Raw genomic sequence first — 18,495 nt, 5'->3', positions numbered from 1 at the left:
TCCGTGCGGCCGGACGGCGTACTCGGCACGCGGCGCTCACACAGGGGCAATCGCCTCATGATTGGGTTGTTCCGTCCTTTTCCTACGTTGAATTCAGGGAGCGTGGCCGTGGAACTGGGGGTCGGGGACGTCACCCAGCAGGTGTCCACCGGCGGCTTGCCGGGCTGGGAGGACATCGAGCGGCTGGTGCGGTCCGCGTACGAACGCAATCGGCACGTCGATGAGGGGGTCGTGGCCGACTACATCCCGGAATTGGCGTCAGCGGACCCTGCCTTGTTCGGTGTTGCGGTGGTCGAGGTCGACGGGAGCACGCACGATGCGGGCGACGTGGGCGAGCGCTTCACCATTCAGTCGATTTCAAAAGCGTTCGTGTACGCCCTGGTGTGCGATCACCTCGGCCATGCGCGGGTGTTCGAGCGAGTCGGCGTGAACAACACCGGTCTGCGGTTCGACTCCGTCATGGCGATCGAGCTGCACCAGGGGCATCCCAGGAACCCGATGGTGAATGCGGGCGCGATCGCGACGACCGCTCTCGTGCCCGGCCGGAATCCAGCGGCACAGTGGCGGTTCATCAGTGAGGGGCTGTCGCGGTTCGCCGGCCGCCAGTTGGAGCTCGACGACGTCGTCCACGCCTCGGAGGCCGCGACGAACCAGCGCAACCGGGCCATCGCCCGGCTCCTGGAGGGATACGGACGGATCGACCACGGCCCCGACGCGGTGGTCGACCTCTACACCCGCCAGTGTGCGCTGCTGGTGGGCGCGCACGACCTTGCGGTGATGGGGGCGACGCTCGCCGATGGAGGCGTCAATCCCGTCACCGGTGAGCGGGTGATCTCAGCGGATGCGTGCCGGGACACGCTCGCCGTGCTCGCGGCGAGCGGCCTGTACGAGAATTCCGGCGAATGGCTCTTCGAGATCGGGCTGCCGGGCAAGTCCGGTGTGGCCGGCGGCATCGTGGCCGTGTCTCCCGGCAAGGCGGGTATCGGCACGTACTCACCGCCTCTGGACGCGGCAGGCAACAGCGTCCGTGGGCAGCGCGCTACCGCGTACCTCTCCCGCAGTCTCGGTCTCAACATCTTCGCGTCCGAAGTCCACGGGGTGCCGGATCCGGATGAACCCCTGTCAGCAGAACGGAGCACATGATGAAGGCTGTTCGCTTCCAGCGGTTCGGGGGCCCTGAGGTCCTCGAGATCGTGGATCTCCCCGATCCCCGGCCCGGTACGGGCCAGGTCCGGATCGCGGTACGCGCGGCGGGAGTCAACCCGAGCGACTGGAAGAAGCGCAAGGGCCTGATGGACGAGGAACTGCCGCAGACCCTGGGGTATGAGGCGGCGGGCCTCGTCGACGAGATCGGCGAAGGCGTCACGGACGTGGCAGTCGGCGATCGCGTATTCGGCTTCTCCACAGAGGGGTCGGCCCAGGCCGAGCTGGCGGTGCTGTCCTTCTATGCACCGATCCCGCCGTCGCTCGACTTCGCCGGCGCTGCCGCGCTGCCCGCCGCCATCGAGACGGCCACCCGCGCACTGGATCAACTCGGCGTCGGCGACGGCGGCACGCTCATCATCAACGGCGCCTCCGGAAGCGTCGGGAGCGCCGCGGTGCAGCTCGCCGTGGTGCGCGGCGCCCGCGTGATCGGCACCGCAGGACCGGCGAATCACGACTACCTGCGTGCGATGGGAGCCGAGCCCGTCGCCTATGGAGAGGGCCTCGTCGAGCGTGTTCACGCGCTTGCTCCCGACGGCGCCGATCTGGCGCTCGACGTCGCCGGAAGCGGGGTGCTGCCCGAGCTCATCGCCCTCACCGGAGGCCCGGAACACGTCGTCACGGTCGCCGACTTCATCGGTGCGCAGAAGTACGGGGTCACATTCAGCCGCGGGGATGCCGGGCGTGCGGTCCACGTACTCGCCGAGATCGGCGCTTTGATCGAGGCCGGGCGCTTCTCTCTTCCGGTCGCGCGGACCTTCCCGCTCGCAGAAGTTGCCGAGGCGCACCGGGCGAGCGAGGAGGGTCATGTACGCGGAAAGCTTGTACTGCTGGTCGGTTGACGCGGACTGATGTCGGAGTACTTCCAGCCGTGGGCACTCCCCCGCAGCTCGCCGGCGCCGTCAGGCGTTCTTGGCCGACTGCTCGGGCCGCGGCTCCTGCGCTTCGGCCAGCAGTGCGTCGAGGACGTGCAGGGCGCGCCAGGTACGGGTCATCCCGAATGGGCGGTGGCGCGCACGACGCCGCGCACCTCCTCGGGTGTGGCTCCTGAGCCCAGCGCGCGTCCGACATGGGCGCGGAAGCTCTCCTGCAGGGTCTGGTAGAGGACGTCCACCGTCATGGTGGCGAACGCCCGCTCGCGGACAGTGATCCGGGACATGCCCGCGCGCATCCGCGACTGCAGGTCCATGTAGTCGGCGAAGGCCGGGTCGAGTGCCTGCACTTGTTCGCGCATCGCTGCGGGCAGGGGGCTTCCCGTGCCCTCCGCGTTCACCGGGTGGCTCTGGCCCGTCGGGCCGGGCAGGCCATATGTGCGCTCGACCTCCGCGAGGCGCTCCAGGGCTGCCAGCGCGGCCGGGTACCCGCTGTCGTAGGAGATGAATCGCAGCAGCTCGCGCAGGTCGTCGGCGTCGAGGCCGTTGTCCAGGGCGGCCATGACGTGCAGTTCGAACGGCAGCCCGTGGACCTGTTCACAGACGTCCGCGACGAGGCTGAGCAGGGCGAGTTCGCGTGGCGTCAACTTCGCCTCTAACGCAGCGAGTTGGAGGCTCGCGGCGGCCATCTCTGCGAACACCGGGTCGAGTTCCTTGACCGTGGCCTGGGTCGGCAGTGTCATGACGACTCCTCTTAAGTGAATGACTGTAGGGCTACGACTGTAGCCCTACAGTCGATCCAATACAATGGCCGACCATGGACGCGACCACTCCGCCCCGGACACCTGCCCGCAAGGCCCCACGCGGCCGCAACCCGCGCGGTCAGGGCGAGCGGTTGCGCGCCGAGATCATCGACACGGCGCTGCGGCTTCTGGACGAACTCGGCGACGACCAGACACTGTCGCTGCGGGCGGTCGCCCGCGAGGTGGGTATCGCCGCGACCTCGGTCTACATCCACTTCGCCGACCGCGACACGCTGGTGCTGGCCGCGCTGGAGCACTGCCACGAGGATCTGCTGCGCGCGGTGGACACAGCGGAGTCGGGCGCCGGCGACCCGGTGGCCGCACTGCGTGCCAGGACCACGCTGCTCGGCGCGTGGTCCCGCGAGCACCCGGGGCTGTACAAGGTGCTGCACGAGAGCACGCTCAACCGGCGCTCGGCGATGTCCTTCAAAGAGGACATGGCCACCCGTACGACCACGGCGATCCGCCGCTGCATGGACACCGGGCTGGTGCCGCGCGGCGATGCGGACACCGTCTCTCTGGATCTGCGCACGGCCGTCCACGGAGCGGTCTCACTGCGCGTCAATCATCCCGAGTCCGCCTGGCCCCCGCTGGATGAGCAGGTGGAGCGGTTCCTGGTGAAACTGGTGGGAGTTCCGCCCTTGGGAGCGTGAAGAGGGGGACGGCCTGAGCGCCGTGTGCGCTCAGGCCGGGTGTGCGGCGCGCCAGGCCGCGAAGGAGAAGTCCCCGTCGTTCTCCAGGGTCAGGACTCCAGCGGCAGGATCGCGTTCGGCGGCAGCACGGTGTGCTTGAGGTCTGCGGGGACGGGGTGGTTGTGCGACGGGTACTTGGGGCCCTGCGCACCCCGGCGGTAGACGGCGGTGGAGTGCTCCGGGTTCGTGTCGAACTCGGGGATGACCTTGTCGCCGAACAGTTCGATCATCTCGAGGTGTTCGTCGAAGGACATGCCGCCGGTCAGCCCGAAGACCAACTGGTCGCAGCCGACGCTCTGGTACGCGGCGACCTGTTCGCAGACCTCGTCGGGTGTGCCGCACAGCAGCAGGCCCGCCTTGATGATCTCGTCGAGGATCTCCTCGCCGCCGAGCTCGCTGAAGGCGATCGGCGGGGTCGGCCATGTCCTCTCGTCCATCGATTTGGGCATGGTGTCGTGGTAGAGGTTGACCAGCGTGATCAGGTAGCCGAGGCCCGCGTGCATGGCTATCTCGCGGGCCCGCTTGCGGTCGTTGAGGCAGATGACCGTGTTGGTCATCATGACGTTGTTGTTCTGGTAGTCGCCGAGGAGCTGGACCGGGTTCGCGGCCGCCTCCTTGTAGGAGTCGATACGGCCCTTGAGCTCGAAGATCGGCTCGAAGTTGAAGGCGATCGCCCCGATGCCCAGGGATCCGGCCTTGGCGAACGACGGCGGGTTGCCGCAGGCCATCCAGATCGGCGGGTGCGAGTGACCGTACGGCTTGGGAAGGATGTTGTGCGGGGTCGGCACCGTGAAGTGCTCCCCCTGGAAGGAGTAGTCGTACTGCTCCCACATGCGCACGATCTCCGGTGCCACCTCGTCCCATTCGGCCTTGGTCGACGAGGTGTCCATGATGTTGAACGAAGCGAGCTCATGGCTGCCCGCGCCCCGGCCCGTGCCCCATTCGAAGCGGCCCTCGGTGATGTGGTCCAGCATCGCGGCGCGCTCGGCGTAGCGGACCGGATGCTCCTTGCGCGGGGAGAGGCTGTTGATGCCGGTGCCGAGGTGGATCCTCTCGGTCTTCGCGGCGACGTAGCCCATGACAACCTCGGGTGCGGACATATGGCTGTACTCGGTCAGCGAGTGATGTTCGCCGAACCAGACGTACTTCCAGTTGTGCTTGTCCGCCTTGATGGCGAGGTCCATCTCCCGCTTCAGTGCGAGGTGTTCGGAGGGGCGGTCGTGGGCCGCCCTGCCGGGGATGAATCCATTGAGAAAGAGTCCGAACTCCATGGGGAGGCCTCCTAGTTCGTGCATGTCGCCCCTTGCGGGTGGGCGGAGAATGCACCAATTGGCGCCAAGGATCCATGGGTACGACGTACCGAGATCCGAAACAGGTTACGGATCACCCTGTCAGGAGGTCATTTCGGACAGGCTGGCCGGAAGTCGGCTGCGGGGCCGGCCCTATTCGGGCGCGCAGGTCACCTTGTCGCGCGGCGTGTAGTGCGTGCGGAAGGGCTCACGCTTCACTTCGTCGCCGTCCTTCTTGAAGATCCGCTCGACGGTGACGTCGAAACCCTCCAGCGGGGGCTGCGGCACGCACTGGGCGCTCGTACTGGTGCGCTCCGCAGGCTGCTTGACGTTGGTGCGGGGCCCCTTGGTCGCTTCGACGGCGTCGTACTTCTTGGTGCCGATGAAGTTGATCGTCACCGAGGTGTCGGTCGCCTTGGCCTCGATGTAGATGGCCTTGCCCGAGTCGTTCTTGAACTTCAGGTCCAGGCTGCCCCAGGCGACGGTGGCCTCGCGGCCCTCCGGGTAGCGCTCGATGTAGAAGGAGTGGGCGCCGTACTCGACGGGCTTGACGCCGGCGAAGAACATCGCGTTGAACATGGTGGTGGCCACGGCCGAGACACCGCCGCCCGCGGCCTTGGTGTACTGCCCGTCGAGGATCATCGTGCCGTCGACGAACCCGTTGGCCTTGGTGCGCTCGCCGACGGTCTTGTTGTAGCTCCAGGTCTCGCCCGGCCCGACGAAGGAACCGTTGATCAGCTCGGCGGCGCGGCCGATGTTGGTCGTACGGTACGGGGCCTTCTCGAAGTCGACCGTGAAGGAGGACATCTTCTCCCGCAGACCGAGCCGGGCCGCGTTCTCGCGGGTGACCTCGGGCTCGGTGCGCTCGGCGGTGGCCTCTGCGCTACGGGCTGCCGTCCCGGTCTTGGTCAGCAGCGGCAGGACTGCCTTGCCGAGGGCCTTGTCGGTGATCTCCAGGCCCGTGCCGGCGTCGGCGACCACCACCGCCTTGTCGCCGTCGAGCCGCAGCTGGGCATTGGTCGCCTTCGGTGAGACCTGGGCGAGCGAGGCGGCGAGGGCGGGGTCGGCGAGGAGCGCCTTGGCGTCGAGCTCGGGCTGCAGACGGCCTTCGGAGTCGGGTGCCATGGCCAGGTGCCTGCCGAGGGTCTCCTGGCCGATGACGAGCCGCTTGCCGTCGACGGTGAGCGTGACCGGGCCCGACATGGCGGGCTCGCCGAACGCGCGCAGGGCGCGCCGGGCCTCGCCGGCGGAGATCGTGGGTTCGGTCTCCTTGGTGGGGAGACCGGTCACGGCCGTCGCGGGTTTGCCGCCCTTGTCCGAGGCCAGGTAGGCGCTGCGCAGGGTTTCGACGGCACGGTCGACGTCGAGGGTCTGTCCGCTGCGGGCCTGGATCTCCTTGGCCGTACCGTCCGTGAAGGACACGCCGCCGTCGCGGACCTTCTGGTCGTACGTCTTGGACAGCCCCTGGAGTGCGGTACGGGCCTTGGCCTCGTCGACGCGCACCACCGGATCGATGTCGCCGCCGGAACCGAAGAGGTTCCCGATCACGGTCAATGGGTTGGCGCCGCCGGGACGTGCGGCCTGTTCGACGGTCTGCCCGGCATCGAACCCGAGGCCGGCCCTGACGGGGTCGACTTCGACGGTGCGGTCCCCGATCTTCATCGCGAGAGGCGCGGATGCGGGCCCGGCGTACTGCTTCTCGAGCTTCTCGCGGGCCTCGGACCGGCTCAGACCGCCGATGTCGACACCGCGCACCTGAGTGCCGTCGGCTATGCCGTCGCCGGCGAGGAGGAGCCCGGCCAGATAGAGGCCGCCTGCGCCGACCACCACCGCACCACCAGCGGCCGCGGCGGGATGTATTCGGCGCATGACTCTCCCTGGAGAAGGATCTGGACGGGGAGAGGCGAAGGTAGCAAAAATGCACCTAACCGGGCAATAGGGGTGAACAGTGAGTAATCGCTCATCATCGGTGGGTGAGGGTGAGGACGGTGTCCGGCCGGAGCCCGCGGGCTCCGGCCGGGCCTCAGGCGCTCAGCTCCGTCGCAGCCGCAGTGTCAGCAGCTGGAACGGGCGCAGCCGGACCGTGATCCCACCGTCCTCGACGGCGTAGGCGGGTGCCTCCTCCAGCGGCCGCTCCAGCAGGTCGGTCGCCGTCACCGCGTCCGCGGGGAACCCGAGGGCCAGGCGGGTGGTGGCGCGGCCGCCCCCGGTTTCGTAGAGGCGGACCACCACGTCGCCCGAACTGTCGTCGGCCAGCTTCACCGCGCTGATGGCCACCGCTTCGTTGTCCGCCACCGCCAGCGGCGGCACCTCGGCGGAGCCGGCGACGCGCCGCTCGGGAAGGTTGATACGGAATCCCTCGCGCACCGCGTCCACCACCGTCGCACCCGGCACCAGGGCATGGCGGAAGCGGTGCAGACCCTGGTCGGTCTCCGGGTCGGGGAAGCGCGGGGCGCGCAGGAGGGAGAGACGGACCGTGGTGGTGGTACCCGCATCGGACGGGCGGACCTCGCGTGTCACGTCGTGGCCGTACGTCGAGTCGTTGACCAGGGCGACGCCCCAACCGGGCTCCGCCAGGTGCAGGAAGCGGTGGTTGCAGGCCTCGAACTTGGCCGCCTCCCAGCTGGTGTTGGTGTGGGTCGGCCGGTACAGATGCCCGAACTGGGTCTCGGCCGCGTACCGGTCGGCGTGCACATCGACCGGGAAGGCGGCCTTGAGGAACTTCTCCGTCTCGTGCCAGTCGACCTCGGTGTCGATGTCGAGACGCTTCTGCCCCGCCGCGAGGGTCAGCACCTGCGTGGCCCTGGACGAGCCGAAGGAGCGTACGACCTCGATGGAGACGGTGGCCGCGCTCTGGACGCGTACCGACAAAGAGTCCAGCGCGGTCAGGTCCGTGACGACATTGCGGTAGAACTCATCCACATCCCAGGCGTCCCACATGTTCGGGAAGTCCGGGTGGATCTGGAGGAGGTTGGCCGCCTGACCGGGTGCGACCGTCTCGCGGCCCGCTTCGATGTCGTACGCCGAGACGATGAGGCCGCGCCCGTCGATCTCGATGCGCAGCAGGCCGTTGTCGAGGACGTGGCCGCCCTCGGGTCGGGCGGTGAGTGTGACCTCGCCGGAGATCTCGGCGGGCCCCGCGCCACCGGCCGCGATGCCGGAGCGCGTGTGCGCGGCCGCGTTGAAGACGATCTCGGAGCCGCCTTCGGGGGTGCCCGCGAGTGCGCGCTGGGCGGCGTCGATGATCCCGTTCAGCTCGGCTGCGACCGCCGCGTACGTCTTCTCCGCCTCGCGGTGCACCCAGGCGATCGACGATCCGGGCAGGATGTCGTGGAACTGGTGCAGCAGGACCGTCTTCCAGATCCGGTCCAAGTCCTCGTAGGGGTAGGCGAATCCGGTGCGTACGGACGCCGTCGCCGCCCACAGTTCGGCCTCGCGGAGCAGGTGCTCGGAGCGGCGGTTGCCCTGTTTGGTCTTGGCCTGGCTGGTCAGGGTCGCGCGGTGGAGTTCGAGGTAGAGCTCGCCGACCCAGACCGGCGGCTCGGGGTACTCGGCCTCCGCCTTCGTGAAGAACTCGGCGGGGGTCTCCCACGTCACCTGCGCCGATCCTTCGAGCGACTTCAGGCGCTTGGACTTGGCGATCATCTCGCGCGTGGTGCCGCCACCGCCGTCGCCCCAGCCGGTCGGCGCCAGGGAGTGCCTGGCGACGCCCTTGTCCTTGAAGTTCTTGGCGGCATGGGCGATTTCGCTACCCTGCATGGAGCAGTTGTAGGTGTCCACCGGCGGGAAGTGGGTGAAGATCCGGGTCCCGTCGATCCCTTCCCAGTTGAAGGTGTGGTGCGGGAACCGGTTGATCTGCGACCAGGAGATCTTCTGCGTCAGCAGCCACTTGGAACCCGCGGCCTTGATGATCTGCGGCAGTCCGGCGGCGAAGCCGAAGGTGTCCGGCAGCCATGCCTCGTCGTTCTCGATGCCGAATTCGTCGATGAAGAACCGCTTGCCGTGCACGAACTGGCGGGCCATGGCCTCGGATCCGGGCATGTTGGTGTCGGATTCGACCCACATGCCGCCTGCCGGCACGAAGCGGCCGTCCGCCACCGCCTTCTTGACCTTCGCGTACACCTCGGGGCGATGCTCCTTGATCCAGGCGTACTGCTGGGCCTGGGACATGGTGAAGACGAACTCGGGCTCGTCCTCGAGGAGCGAGGTCATGTTGGATGTCGTACGGGCGACCTTGCGCACCGTCTCGCGCAGCGGCCACAGCCAGGCCGAGTCGATGTGGGCGTGGCCGACGGCGCTGATGCGGTGCGCGGAGGCGTCCGCGGGCGCCGACAGCACGCCGGCGAGTTCCGAACGGGCAGCGGCCGCCGTGCCGTTGACGTCCTGCAGGTCGACCGTGTCCAGGCAGCGGTTGACGGCGCGCAGCAGCTCCCAGCGCCGGCCGCCCTCGACCGGCAGCTGCTCCATGAGCTCGCCGACGACCTCCAGGTCGGCGATGAGCTCCCAGACGTCACGGTCGAAGACCGCCAGGTCCATGCGCTCCAGGCGGTATTGGAGCTCGGTGCCCGCGGTCTCCTTCTCGCCCAGGTTCGTCGGGCGGAAGGGGTTGTCGCCGAGCAGCACCGGGTTGGAGGCGGCCTCCAGGTGCCATTCGACGCTCTCGCCGCCGGTCACCGGGTCACCGACCCTCACCCACTGGTTGCGCGGGTTGATCGCCTTGAGCGGGGTGCCGTCCGGCGTGTAGACGAGCGCCTCGCACTGGAAGCCCGGCATCCGCTCGTCGAAGCCCAGGTCGAGTACGGCCTCCACGGTCTTTCCGGCCCACTCGGCGGGCACGTCGCCGGTCACCTTGAACCAGGTGGTCGCCCACGGAGCCCCCCATGCGTCGCCGACCGCGACCGGCCCGTGCGTGGCGGCCAGCCCCTCCGCCACCGGCACGGGCTCGCCGGGCGCGGTCCAGGACTCGACCGTGAGCGGCACCGAGGCGGGGTAGACGGCGGGGCGGATGCGTTCGTCGAGTACGCGCTTGAGGCGGGCCTCGACGAGGACGCGGTCGTCATGCATGAGGGGACTCCAACTTTCCGAGGGGAGCGGTGCTGTCGGGTGGCTGCAGGTTCTGCGCGGGGTCAGTCAACCTCTTCGGGGGTGACCGTCGCGGTGATACCGCGGGCGGTCAGGTGCTCGGTGTCGTGCGCGTGCCCGGCCAGGACCACGGCGGGGCGTACGCCCTGCGCCGTCAGGCGGTGCCAGGCCTCGAAGAAGGCGCCGCCCGGTCCGCACAGTGCGCGGTGCGGGGAGGCGATGGTGTCGCCGGTGTCCAGGACGAGGGCGGTGGTGCGGGGTGCGGGCTCGTACGTACGGCCACGCCACTCCTTCACGATCCGGGCGATGGCGTGTCCGGCCGGCTTGACCTCACGGTCGTTCGTCAACAGGCCGAGGCTGTATTCGAGTTCGGGGAAGTCGGCGAGCTCGCGGGACACGTCGTGCGAGCACCACCAGGTGACGCCCCAGACGTCCGTGCAGTCGAGCGCGCCCGCGATCGTCCGCTCGGTGAAGTGGGCGGCGTGCTCGGCGGGGATGTGCGGGGCCGGGGCTCCGACTTCCTGCAGCCATACGGGCCGGCGCGGGTCGGTGTGCCAGGCGCGGGCCAGTTCGATCATGTACGCGGCGTGGTGCTCGGTCGCCGTGCCCGTACGCCCGTGCCGCTGCGCGGTCCCGTTGAACACCCAGGAGTGCACGGCGGTCGCAGCGCCGAGCCGGGCGGCCTGCGCGGGGGTGAAGGGGTGCGCGTCCTGGTACCAGGCGGCGTCGTACTCGGCGTGGAGATGGAACCGGCCGGGCGCGCCCGCCTCGCACGCGGCGAGCATCCGCTCCAGCCAACTGGCGGCCTGCTCATGGGAGATGCGGTCGGGGTCGGGGTGCGGGTCGTGCGAGAACTGGTTGATCTCGTTGCCGATGGTCATGCCGAGGAAGTTCGGCCGGTCGGCGAGCGCGGCCGCGAGGGTGCGCAGGTACTCCTCCTGCCCGGAGATCACCTCGGGGTCGGCGAAGATGTTGCGCCGGTGCCAGGTCTGGGTCCAGGCGGGCAGGAAGTCGAAGCTCGACAAGTGCCCCTGCAGACCGTCCACGTTGACGTCCAGCCCCCGCTCGGCCGCGGCGTCGGCGAGCTGCACCAGCTGCTCGACGGCGCGCGGGCGGATCAGGGTGCGGTTGGGCTGGAAGACCGGCCACAGGGGGAAGACCCGGATGTGGTCCAGGCCGAGCGAGGCGATCGAGTCCAGATCGGCGCGTACGGCATCGAGGTCGAAGTCGAGCCAGTGGTGGAACCAGCCCTGGCTGGGCGTGTAGTTGGCGCCGAAGCGCGGCGTGCGGGAGCTGACCGGCATGGCCGTGTCTGACATACGGAGTTCCTAGAAGTACGGGGGTGGCGGACGCGTCGTCGGTCGGGTCAGCCCTTGACGGCGCCCTCTCCGACACCACGGAAGAAGTAGCGCTGCAGGCAGGCGAACAGTGCGATCAGCGGGGCCACGGCGATGATCGTGCCGGCCGCCACCAGGCGCTGGTTGCTCGCGAAGGTGCCGTGCAGATAGTCGAGCCCGATGGTGAGGGTGAACTTCGACTGGTCGCTGAGCACGATCAGCGGCCACAGGAAGTCGTCCCAGGCGCCCATGAAGGAGAAGATCGCGACGACGGCGACGGTGCCCTTCACGGCGGGCAGTGCGATGCGGGTGAAGCGCTGCCAGGCGTTGGCGCCGTCGACGAAGGCGGCTTCCTCGATCTCGTAGGGGATGTTCGCGAACGCGTTGCGCATCAGCAGGACATTGAGTGCGCCGATGCAGCCGGGCAGGACGACGGCGGTCAGGGTGTTGTTGAGCTGCAGATCCCGCATGGTCAGGAACTGGGCGATGATGATCGACTCGACGGGCACGAGCATGGCCACGATGAAGGCGACCGTGCCGAGCTTGCGGCCGCGGAACTTCAGCCGGGCCAGCGCGTATCCGGCGAGTGCGGCGCCCACGCAGTTGGTGAGGACATTGGCCAGGGCGACCTTCAGCGAGTTGAGCGCGAAGTCCCATACAGGGATGAGGTCGGCGACCTTGGCGTAGTTGTCGAGCGTCGGGTGGGCGGGCAGCAGCTTGGGCGTGCTGCTGAAGAGGTCTTCGGTGGGGCCCTTCAGCGAGGTGGACAGCTGCCATACGAACGGGCCGACCGTCAGGGCGAGTACGGCGAGCAGCAGCAGGTAGCGCAGGGCCAGTTTCCACAGCGGCGGGCGGCGGCCGCCCTCGGCGAGGAATTTGTCCCTGACGGACCTGGCGGCGGGGGCGCTCATGCGTCCTCCTTACGGTCGGCACGCAGGACGAGCAGCATCAGGCCCAGGGTGATCACGAAGACGACCACGGAGATCGCCGAGGCGTAGCCGACCCGGCCGGTCAGACCGGTGCCGACCTGCTTGATCAGCATCACCAGGGTGGTGTCCTCGCCGCCGGGCCCGCCGTTCGGGCCGGCCATCAGATAGACCTCCGAGAACACCTTGAAGGCGTTGACCGAGGAGAGCGCGGCGACGAGCACCATCGTGGACCGCACGGCCGGCACGGTCACCGTGAAGAACCGGCGCACCGCGCCCGCCCCATCGACGGCGGCGGCCTCGTGCAGCTCCTTCGGGACGTTCCCTAGCGCGGCCATGTAAACGATCATGTAGTAGCCGAGGCCCTTCCAGACCGTGACCAGCATGCAGCTGATGAGCAGCAGCCACTGGTCGCTCAGGAAGGCGACCGGCCCCACGCCGATGACGCCCAGCGTGGAGTTGATCAGTCCGCGGTCGTCCAGCATCCAGACCCAGATCAGGCCGACCACGACGACGGAGGCGACGACGGGGGTGTAGAAGGCGGAGCGGAAGAAGCCGATGCCCGGCAGATAGTTCTGCACCAGCATCGCGAGCAGCAGCGGCAGGACCACCAGCAGCGGTACGACGCCCACCATGTACAGGACGCTGTTGCGCAGTGCGGTCCAGAACATGTCGTCGTGCAGCAGCTCTTGGTAGTTGGCGCCGCCGACCCACTGGCCCCCGATGAGGGTCCGCCGGTCGGTGAACGAGCTCCTGACCGTCGAGAGGAACGGATAGAGGACGAAGACGCCGGTGACCAGCAGGCCCGGCAGCAGGAAGAGCCAGGGCGTGATCGGCAGATGGGTGCGGATGCCCTGGCGCCGCCGGCCGGCACCGCCCGGGTGTCCGGCCTCGGCCCGCTCCCCCGTGCCGCCGCTGTGGGCGGCGGCAGGGGAAGCGGTGTGCGAGGGGGCGGCGGCCCGGCCGGTGTGTGCGACCGGTTCACCGCCCCGCATCGACGTGGCACTCATGATCGTGACTCCTCGGCCGCGGCTCAGCCGGCCTGCTGCAGCAGCTTGTTGCACTGTGCGACCGCGTCGTCCATGGCCTGCTTGGCGGACTTCTTGCCCTGCATGGCCTTGGCCACCTCGTTCTTCAGGACCGTCTTCATCTGCTCGCTGAAGACGACGGGCGTGTAGTTGACCGCGGTCTTCAGGGCCTTGGCCGCGGCGATCCGCACCCGGCCCTCGTCGGTGCCGTCGTCCTTGGTGTAATACGGGCTGTCCAGGCTGCCCTTGGTGGACGGGAAGATCGCCACCTGGCGCCCGAACGCCTCCTGGTTCTTCGCGTCCGTGACCCAGTGCGCGAACTCGATCGCGGCCGGCTTCACCTTGGACTGCGAGTTCACCATCAGGCCCTGGACGTACATGTTGTCCTTGCCGGTGTTGTTCACCGCGGGCGTGATGCCGATGTTCTTGTAGAGGCTGGGGGCCTCGGTCTTGTACGTCTTCAGGTCGTTCGCGCCGCCGGGGTTCATGGCGATCGACTGCTGCTGGAACTTGCGGCCCGCGGCCTCGGCGACGGAGGTCAGGGCCTGCGAGTCGAGGGCCTTGCGGTCGTACAACTCCTTGTACTTCTCGACGAGTTCGACGCCCTTGGGCTCGTTGAAGGTGAACGAGGTCAGGTCGTCGTTCATCATCTTCACGCCGTAGCGGCCGAAGTCCTCGACGGCCGGGGCGTTGGCCAGCATCGCGATCTTGCCGTTGCTCTTGTCCGCCATGTCGAGGGCGTCCTTGAACAGGGCGTCGTACGTCGTCGGCGGCTTCTCGGGGTCGAGGCCCGCGTCCTTGAAGAGCTTCTTGTTGTAGAACATCGGCCCGGTGTTGAGGTACCAGGGGAAGGCGTACGTGCCCTTCTTGCCGGGCATCTCATGGCTCGTCCAGGCGCCGTCGAGGTACTCGCCCTTGTACTTGGCGGCCGCGTCGTCGAGGTTGAGGGCGAGGCCTGCCTTGGCGAGCGGGGTCGCCAGGTCCGGGGAGACGTTGACGACGTCGGGCAGGGTGCCGGCGGTGGCGTCGGCGCTCAGCTTGTCCGCGTAGCCCTCGGCGGGCTGGTCGATCCACTCGACCTTGACGTCGGGGTACTTCTTCTCGAACCCGGCGATGACGCCCTCGAAGTAGCCCTTGAAGTTGGTCTTCAGGTTCCAGGTCTGGAACTTGACCGTGCCCTCGACCTTGCCGGACGCACCGTCGGAGCTGCCGGAGCCTCCCGAGGAACCACATCCCGTGATGACGAGTGCTGACGTGACAGCTACCGCGGCGACTGCGGCTGCTCGGCGGGATATGCGCATGGCTGGCGGCTCCTTTGCTCGGACCAGAAACATGTCTGAAGGCGCACACGGGGAATGTCGGCGGAGGTTCTGCTCGCTTCTCCACCGTGGCGGCGCCGACGCTACTAATGCGCTTTAGTTCATGTCAATGCCCTGGCCCGGTTCATCGTCAACTACCTGGTCAGAGCCGATCCTTGAACCAGCATGTGCCCCGCCGAGACTTGATGCACTAATGCGCTTTAGGTAATTTGACCCTCAGCGCCTTTCAGCTCTGCGGGTGCGGGAAAGCGGGCAAACATGGACGTCGGCACCGCCGCCGGGGTCTACTGGGTGCTCAGAGGCACGGACGGTACGAGGAGCGCACACGATGACACCGCCCGGCGACGGCACCCGCACCACTCCGGCACGCCGGCCCACCATCAAAGACATCGCCCGGCGGGCGGGCGTCTCCGAGAGCGCGGTCTCCTTCGCGCTCAACGGCCGCCCCGGCGTGTCCCAGGGGACCCGCGACCGTGTCCGGCGCGTGGCCGAGGAGTTGGGCTGGCAGCCCAACAGCGCCGCCCGCGCACTGTCCGGAGAGCGCTCGGGATGCATCGGTCTGGTGCTGGCCCGGCCTGCGCACACGCTGGGGGTGGAGTCGTTCTTCCTGCAGCTGGTCTCAGGAGTTCAAGAGGCGCTGGCCGCGCGCAAGGTGGCCCTGCTCTTCCAGGTGGTGGAGGACGTCGACGCCGAGTGCGCAGTCCACCGGCGCTGGTGGGCGGAGAAGCGCGTGGACGGCGTACTGGTCGTCGACCCGCGCACCCACGACCCGCGGCCCGAACTGCTGGCCTCTCTCGGCCTGCCCGCGGTCGTCATCGGTGCTCCGGCACCCGGTGAGGACGACCCGCAGGTGTCCACCGTATGGGCGGACGACACCGCCGCGATGGCCTCCGTGCTGGTGCACCTGTACGACCTGGGCCACCGCCGCATCGTCCATGTCGCGGGACTGCCCGGACTGGCGCACACCGAGAGACGCATCCGTTGCCTCCGTACCGAAGCGGCACGCCTGGGCCTGAAGCACACCCGCTCGGTCACCACGGACTACTCGGACGCCGAGGGCGCGGAGGCCACCCGGCGCATCCTCGACGATCCCCGGCCGCCCACCGCGATCATCTACGACAACGACGTGATGGCCGTGGCGGGCGCCTCCGTAGCCGCCGAACGGGGCATTCCGGTCCCCGGCAGGCTCTCCATCGTCGCCTGGGACGACTCGCCCCTGTGCCGTGTCACCCATCCCCGGCTGACCGCTCTGGTCCGGGACACCTCGGGCTTCGGCCGCCTCGCGGCCAAGGAGCTTCTCGACCGGCTGGACGGCGGTCCGGTGCGCAGCGTCCAGGCCGAACTCCCCCACCTCGAACCGCGCGAGAGCACCGCCCCGCCCAGCTGACTTCCCTCAGCCCTGCCGGTCGCGGAGCGCCGCTCGCGCCGGGAGGGTGACGGAGAGGAGGGCGAGGCCCACCGCGGCCGCGACGAAGGACCCGTACACGAGCGGAGGGACGTACGGGGCTTCGCCGGTCAGACCGCGCATCATCGGGATCAGCGTGGCCGCGGCGATGGCCGTACCCAGGACGATGCCGGCCGCGGCCACCATCAGGCCCTCCCAGCGCAGCATGCCCATCACCTGACGCCTGGTCGCACCGACGAGTCGGAGCATGCCCAGTTCACGGCGGCGGTCGAGGACGGTCATCACGAGGGTGTTGACGGCGGCGACCGCGGCGAAGCCGCCCAGGACTCCGGCCATCGTGTAGTTGGCCCAGGCGTTGAGTTCATTGTCGGCGGTCTGCTCGACCGCATAACCGGAACCGTCCGCGACCTCCCCCAGGCCCAGCGCGGCCAGGGACTTCGCCTCTCCGCCGTGTACGAGCAGCGTGCTGTCGAAGCCCGAGGTGACATGCGCGGCCAGCGTCGCGCGGTCCATCGTCACCGCCGCGAGACCGAGCCCGCGGCCGTACACGGCGACGACCTCAGGGCTGACCCTGGTGCCGTCCGGGAGGTACAACGGCAGCTTGTCGCCGACCTTGACCTTCGCGGAGGTGGCGAGCGTCTTGTCGATGGCGACGCGACCTGTGCCGAGACGGTCCAGGCTGCCGCTGCGCACATCGAGGTCCTGCACCTTCGCTAGCTGCGCACCGGAGCCGGAGATGCCCTGGGTCGTCGAGCCCTGCAGCCAGCGGTCGCCGCCCGATCCGACGGGCACCAGCACCTGCGTGTCGAGCAGGCCCACCGCCGTGTCGACACCGGGTGCGCGAGCAGCCCGGTCGACGGCTCCGGCGGGCAACCCTGCGGGGTGCGTGACGACGTGGCCCGCGGTGACGCCCGCGCGCAGCTGGTCGGCGGCGACGTGGCTCTCGCTGGTGTGCATGAAGGCGAGCGTCGAGGCGAACGCCATGGCCAGCACGATCGGTGTGATCGCGGAGGCCGAACGGCGGGCGTTCGTACGAGAGTTGGCGGCGGCCAGCGAGGCCGCGGCGTCACCACCCCGCAGCGCCAGCCCGAAGAGCTCCGCGCACAGCCGCGCCACGAGCGGGCCCAGCAGTGCGACGGCGAGCATGAACAGCATGACCACACCGAGGGCGGCGTTGGCCGCGTCGTCCCCGGCCGAACGGGCGGCGACGACGGTGAGGAACCCGCCGCCGACGAGGGCGGCCAGACCGAGCACGGTACGGATCACACCCGGCCGCAGCCGCTCCACCGACGCCTCGGTGAGCGCCTGCCCCGGCTTGATCTTCGCGGGCCTGCGCCCGGCCGCCCAGCCGGCGACGAGCGCGGTCAGCAGCCCGATTGCGACGGCGACGACGAGCGGGATCCAGGACACCTGCAGATCCACGGCGGCCGGGACGGCCCCGCGGTCCTTCAACTGCCCGAACCACCAGTGCGCGAGCCCGATCCCGGGCAGGCAGCCGACCACTCCGGCGAGCGGCGCGACGAGCAGCCCTTCGGAGGCGACCGCGCGCCGGATCTGCCGCGGGGTGGCGCCGACCGCGCGCAGAAGCGCGAACTCCCGGGCGCGCTGGCCGACGGACAGCGCCACCGTTCCGGACGCCGTGAAGATGGCGACCGCGGCGGCGATCCCGCCGAAGGAGCCGCCGAGCCCGGTGAGTGTTTCCTTGGCGTACGCGAGCCCGCTGTCCTCGACGGCGCCTCGGTCGTCTCCGGTGTGCACCTTGGCGCCGGAGCCTGCGAGCGCCTTCTTCACGCCGTCGGCCAGGGCATCGGTGTCCGCGCCGCCCTTCGCCAGTACGGCGATGGCGTCCGCCTTGCCGGGATGCCCGGCGAGCGCGGGCGACTGGGCATCGGCGAACCATCCCGTGGCGGTCCCGGCCTCATCGCCGGGTCCTGCCGCTGCCAGCCCCGAGACACGGAAGTCGGTACGCCCGGCGGCGGTTTGGAGCTCGACGGTGTCACCGACGCCGGCCCTGGCGGCCCGCGCCGCGGCGGCGTCGAGCACCACCTCGCCGGTACGGGGCGCGGTCCCGGAGGTCAGCGCGGTGCCGGTGAAGGCGTACGACCCCCAGCCGTGGCCCGTGAGCGCGCCATCGCCCTGGCGCACAGGGAACGAGAAGTCCGCCACCGCCGACTCCGCGCCGGGCGCGGCGGCCGCCTTGGCAACCAGCGCGACGTCCACGCGTGCGGTGTCCGGCAGCGGGACCGCCGAATCGGAGCGGCTGTCGCCGCTGCCCGTGACGAGGTGGGCGTACTGATCCGCGGCCGCGACGACCGGCGCCTTCGCGTACCGCTCCGCGGGCACCGACGCGCGGGTGCCCGTCTCCAGGAGGATGCCGCAGGCCGAGACGATCAGCGCCGCCATCATGAGCGCGACGAAGGTCCCGGCGAACGACGCCGGTTTGAAGCGTACGGCCGCCCAAGCAAGGCCATTGGGGGTGAACCTGGTCACGCCGCGACCCCCGCCATCCGTCGTGTGCCGCCGCGCAGCCTCATGCCCG

Annotated in this window: 13 protein-coding genes; 4 read left to right on the top strand and 9 right to left on the bottom strand. The window is 69.4% G+C overall.

Annotated elements, in window-relative coordinates; genetic code table 11:
• Positions 1-108 precede the first annotated feature (108 nt).
• Positions 109-1,143 carry a glutaminase A gene (glsA, locus tag AB0H78_RS26275; RefSeq protein ID WP_363237053.1) on the top strand — a complete coding sequence of 345 codons (1,035 nt, stop codon included), beginning with the start codon at positions 109-111 and terminating at the stop codon, positions 1,141-1,143.
• Positions 1,143-2,045, top strand: a complete 903-nt coding sequence (locus tag AB0H78_RS26270; protein ID WP_363237167.1) for an NADP-dependent oxidoreductase — start codon at positions 1,143-1,145, stop codon at positions 2,043-2,045. Before glsA ends, AB0H78_RS26270 begins: the two co-directional genes overlap by 1 nt.
• Before the next feature lie 149 nt (positions 2,046-2,194).
• Here the strand turns inward: AB0H78_RS26270 and AB0H78_RS26265 are convergent, their stop codons facing one another.
• Positions 2,195-2,818 (bottom strand): carboxymuconolactone decarboxylase family protein, encoded by a 624-nt coding sequence (locus tag AB0H78_RS26265; RefSeq protein WP_363237051.1) that lies wholly within the window; start codon positions 2,816-2,818, stop codon positions 2,195-2,197.
• A 74-nt stretch (positions 2,819-2,892) separates the two neighbouring features.
• On the opposite strand from AB0H78_RS26265, the gene AB0H78_RS26260 reads away from it, so the two are divergent.
• Complete coding sequence (locus AB0H78_RS26260) at positions 2,893-3,531, top strand: TetR/AcrR family transcriptional regulator (RefSeq protein WP_363237050.1); 639 nt, start codon at positions 2,893-2,895, stop codon at positions 3,529-3,531.
• 89 nt (positions 3,532-3,620) lie between these two features.
• Here AB0H78_RS26260 and AB0H78_RS26255 read toward each other — a convergent pair whose 3' ends face one another.
• From AB0H78_RS26255 to AB0H78_RS26225, 7 genes are all read right to left on the bottom strand, one after another.
• Positions 3,621-4,841, bottom strand: coding sequence for an LLM class flavin-dependent oxidoreductase (locus AB0H78_RS26255; protein WP_363237049.1), 1,221 nt, complete (start codon positions 4,839-4,841; stop codon positions 3,621-3,623).
• 171 nt (positions 4,842-5,012) lie between these two features.
• Positions 5,013-6,728 carry a VanW family protein gene (locus tag AB0H78_RS26250; RefSeq protein WP_363237048.1) on the bottom strand — a complete coding sequence of 572 codons (1,716 nt, stop codon included), beginning with the start codon at positions 6,726-6,728 and terminating at the stop codon, positions 5,013-5,015.
• Between the two features lie 162 nt (positions 6,729-6,890).
• Positions 6,891-9,923: a glycoside hydrolase family 38 C-terminal domain-containing protein gene (locus tag AB0H78_RS26245; protein WP_363237047.1), complete on the bottom strand. Its 3,033-nt coding sequence runs from the start codon at positions 9,921-9,923 to the stop codon at positions 6,891-6,893.
• 62 nt (positions 9,924-9,985) lie between these two features.
• Positions 9,986-11,260 (bottom strand): glycosyl hydrolase, encoded by a 1,275-nt coding sequence (locus AB0H78_RS26240; protein WP_363237046.1) that lies wholly within the window; start codon positions 11,258-11,260, stop codon positions 9,986-9,988.
• Between the two features lie 47 nt (positions 11,261-11,307).
• Positions 11,308-12,189 (bottom strand): carbohydrate ABC transporter permease, encoded by an 882-nt coding sequence (locus tag AB0H78_RS26235; RefSeq protein ID WP_363237045.1) that lies wholly within the window; start codon positions 12,187-12,189, stop codon positions 11,308-11,310.
• Positions 12,186-13,214 (bottom strand): sugar ABC transporter permease, encoded by a 1,029-nt coding sequence (locus tag AB0H78_RS26230; RefSeq protein WP_363237044.1) that lies wholly within the window; start codon positions 13,212-13,214, stop codon positions 12,186-12,188. Before AB0H78_RS26230 ends, AB0H78_RS26235 begins: the two co-directional genes overlap by 4 nt.
• A 23-nt stretch (positions 13,215-13,237) precedes the next feature.
• On the bottom strand, positions 13,238-14,533 hold the full coding sequence (locus tag AB0H78_RS26225) for a sugar ABC transporter substrate-binding protein (RefSeq protein ID WP_363237043.1): 1,296 nt from the start codon (positions 14,531-14,533) through the stop codon (positions 13,238-13,240).
• A gap of 346 nt (positions 14,534-14,879) precedes the next feature.
• Between AB0H78_RS26225 and AB0H78_RS26220 the strand changes: the two genes are divergently transcribed.
• Positions 14,880-15,938: a LacI family DNA-binding transcriptional regulator gene (locus tag AB0H78_RS26220; protein WP_363237042.1), complete on the top strand. Its 1,059-nt coding sequence runs from the start codon at positions 14,880-14,882 to the stop codon at positions 15,936-15,938.
• 6 nt (positions 15,939-15,944) lie between these two features.
• On the opposite strand, the gene AB0H78_RS26215 is transcribed toward AB0H78_RS26220, so the two are convergent.
• Positions 15,945-18,446 carry an FtsX-like permease family protein gene (locus tag AB0H78_RS26215; RefSeq protein WP_363237041.1) on the bottom strand — a complete coding sequence of 834 codons (2,502 nt, stop codon included), beginning with the start codon at positions 18,444-18,446 and terminating at the stop codon, positions 15,945-15,947.
• Positions 18,447-18,495: the final 49 nt, after the last annotated feature.

This window comes from Streptomyces sp. NPDC050738, assembly GCF_040654175.1.
GTDB lineage: Bacteria > Actinomycetota > Actinomycetes > Streptomycetales > Streptomycetaceae > Streptomyces.
The sequence above is the reverse complement of the archived record's forward strand: the minus strand, read 5'-3'. Positions and strand labels throughout refer to the sequence as shown.

Coding starts and splice junctions, on each gene's coding strand:
- AB0H78_RS26270 (WP_363237167.1), top strand. CDS start 1,143: ATGAAGGCTGTTCGCTTCCAGCGGTTCGGGGGCCCTGAGGTCCTCGAG.
- AB0H78_RS26265 (WP_363237051.1), bottom strand. CDS start 2,818: ATGACACTGCCGACCCAGGCCACGGTCAAGGAACTCGACCCGGTGTTC.
- AB0H78_RS26260 (WP_363237050.1), top strand. CDS start 2,893: ATGGACGCGACCACTCCGCCCCGGACACCTGCCCGCAAGGCCCCACGC.
- AB0H78_RS26255 (WP_363237049.1), bottom strand. CDS start 4,841: ATGGAGTTCGGACTCTTTCTCAATGGATTCATCCCCGGCAGGGCGGCC.
- AB0H78_RS26250 (WP_363237048.1), bottom strand. CDS start 6,728: ATGCGCCGAATACATCCCGCCGCGGCCGCTGGTGGTGCGGTGGTGGTC.
- AB0H78_RS26245 (WP_363237047.1), bottom strand. CDS start 9,923: ATGCATGACGACCGCGTCCTCGTCGAGGCCCGCCTCAAGCGCGTACTC.
- AB0H78_RS26240 (WP_363237046.1), bottom strand. CDS start 11,260: ATGTCAGACACGGCCATGCCGGTCAGCTCCCGCACGCCGCGCTTCGGC.
- AB0H78_RS26235 (WP_363237045.1), bottom strand. CDS start 12,189: ATGAGCGCCCCCGCCGCCAGGTCCGTCAGGGACAAATTCCTCGCCGAG.
- AB0H78_RS26230 (WP_363237044.1), bottom strand. CDS start 13,214: ATGAGTGCCACGTCGATGCGGGGCGGTGAACCGGTCGCACACACCGGC.
- AB0H78_RS26225 (WP_363237043.1), bottom strand. CDS start 14,533: ATGCGCATATCCCGCCGAGCAGCCGCAGTCGCCGCGGTAGCTGTCACG.
- AB0H78_RS26220 (WP_363237042.1), top strand. CDS start 14,880: ATGACACCGCCCGGCGACGGCACCCGCACCACTCCGGCACGCCGGCCC.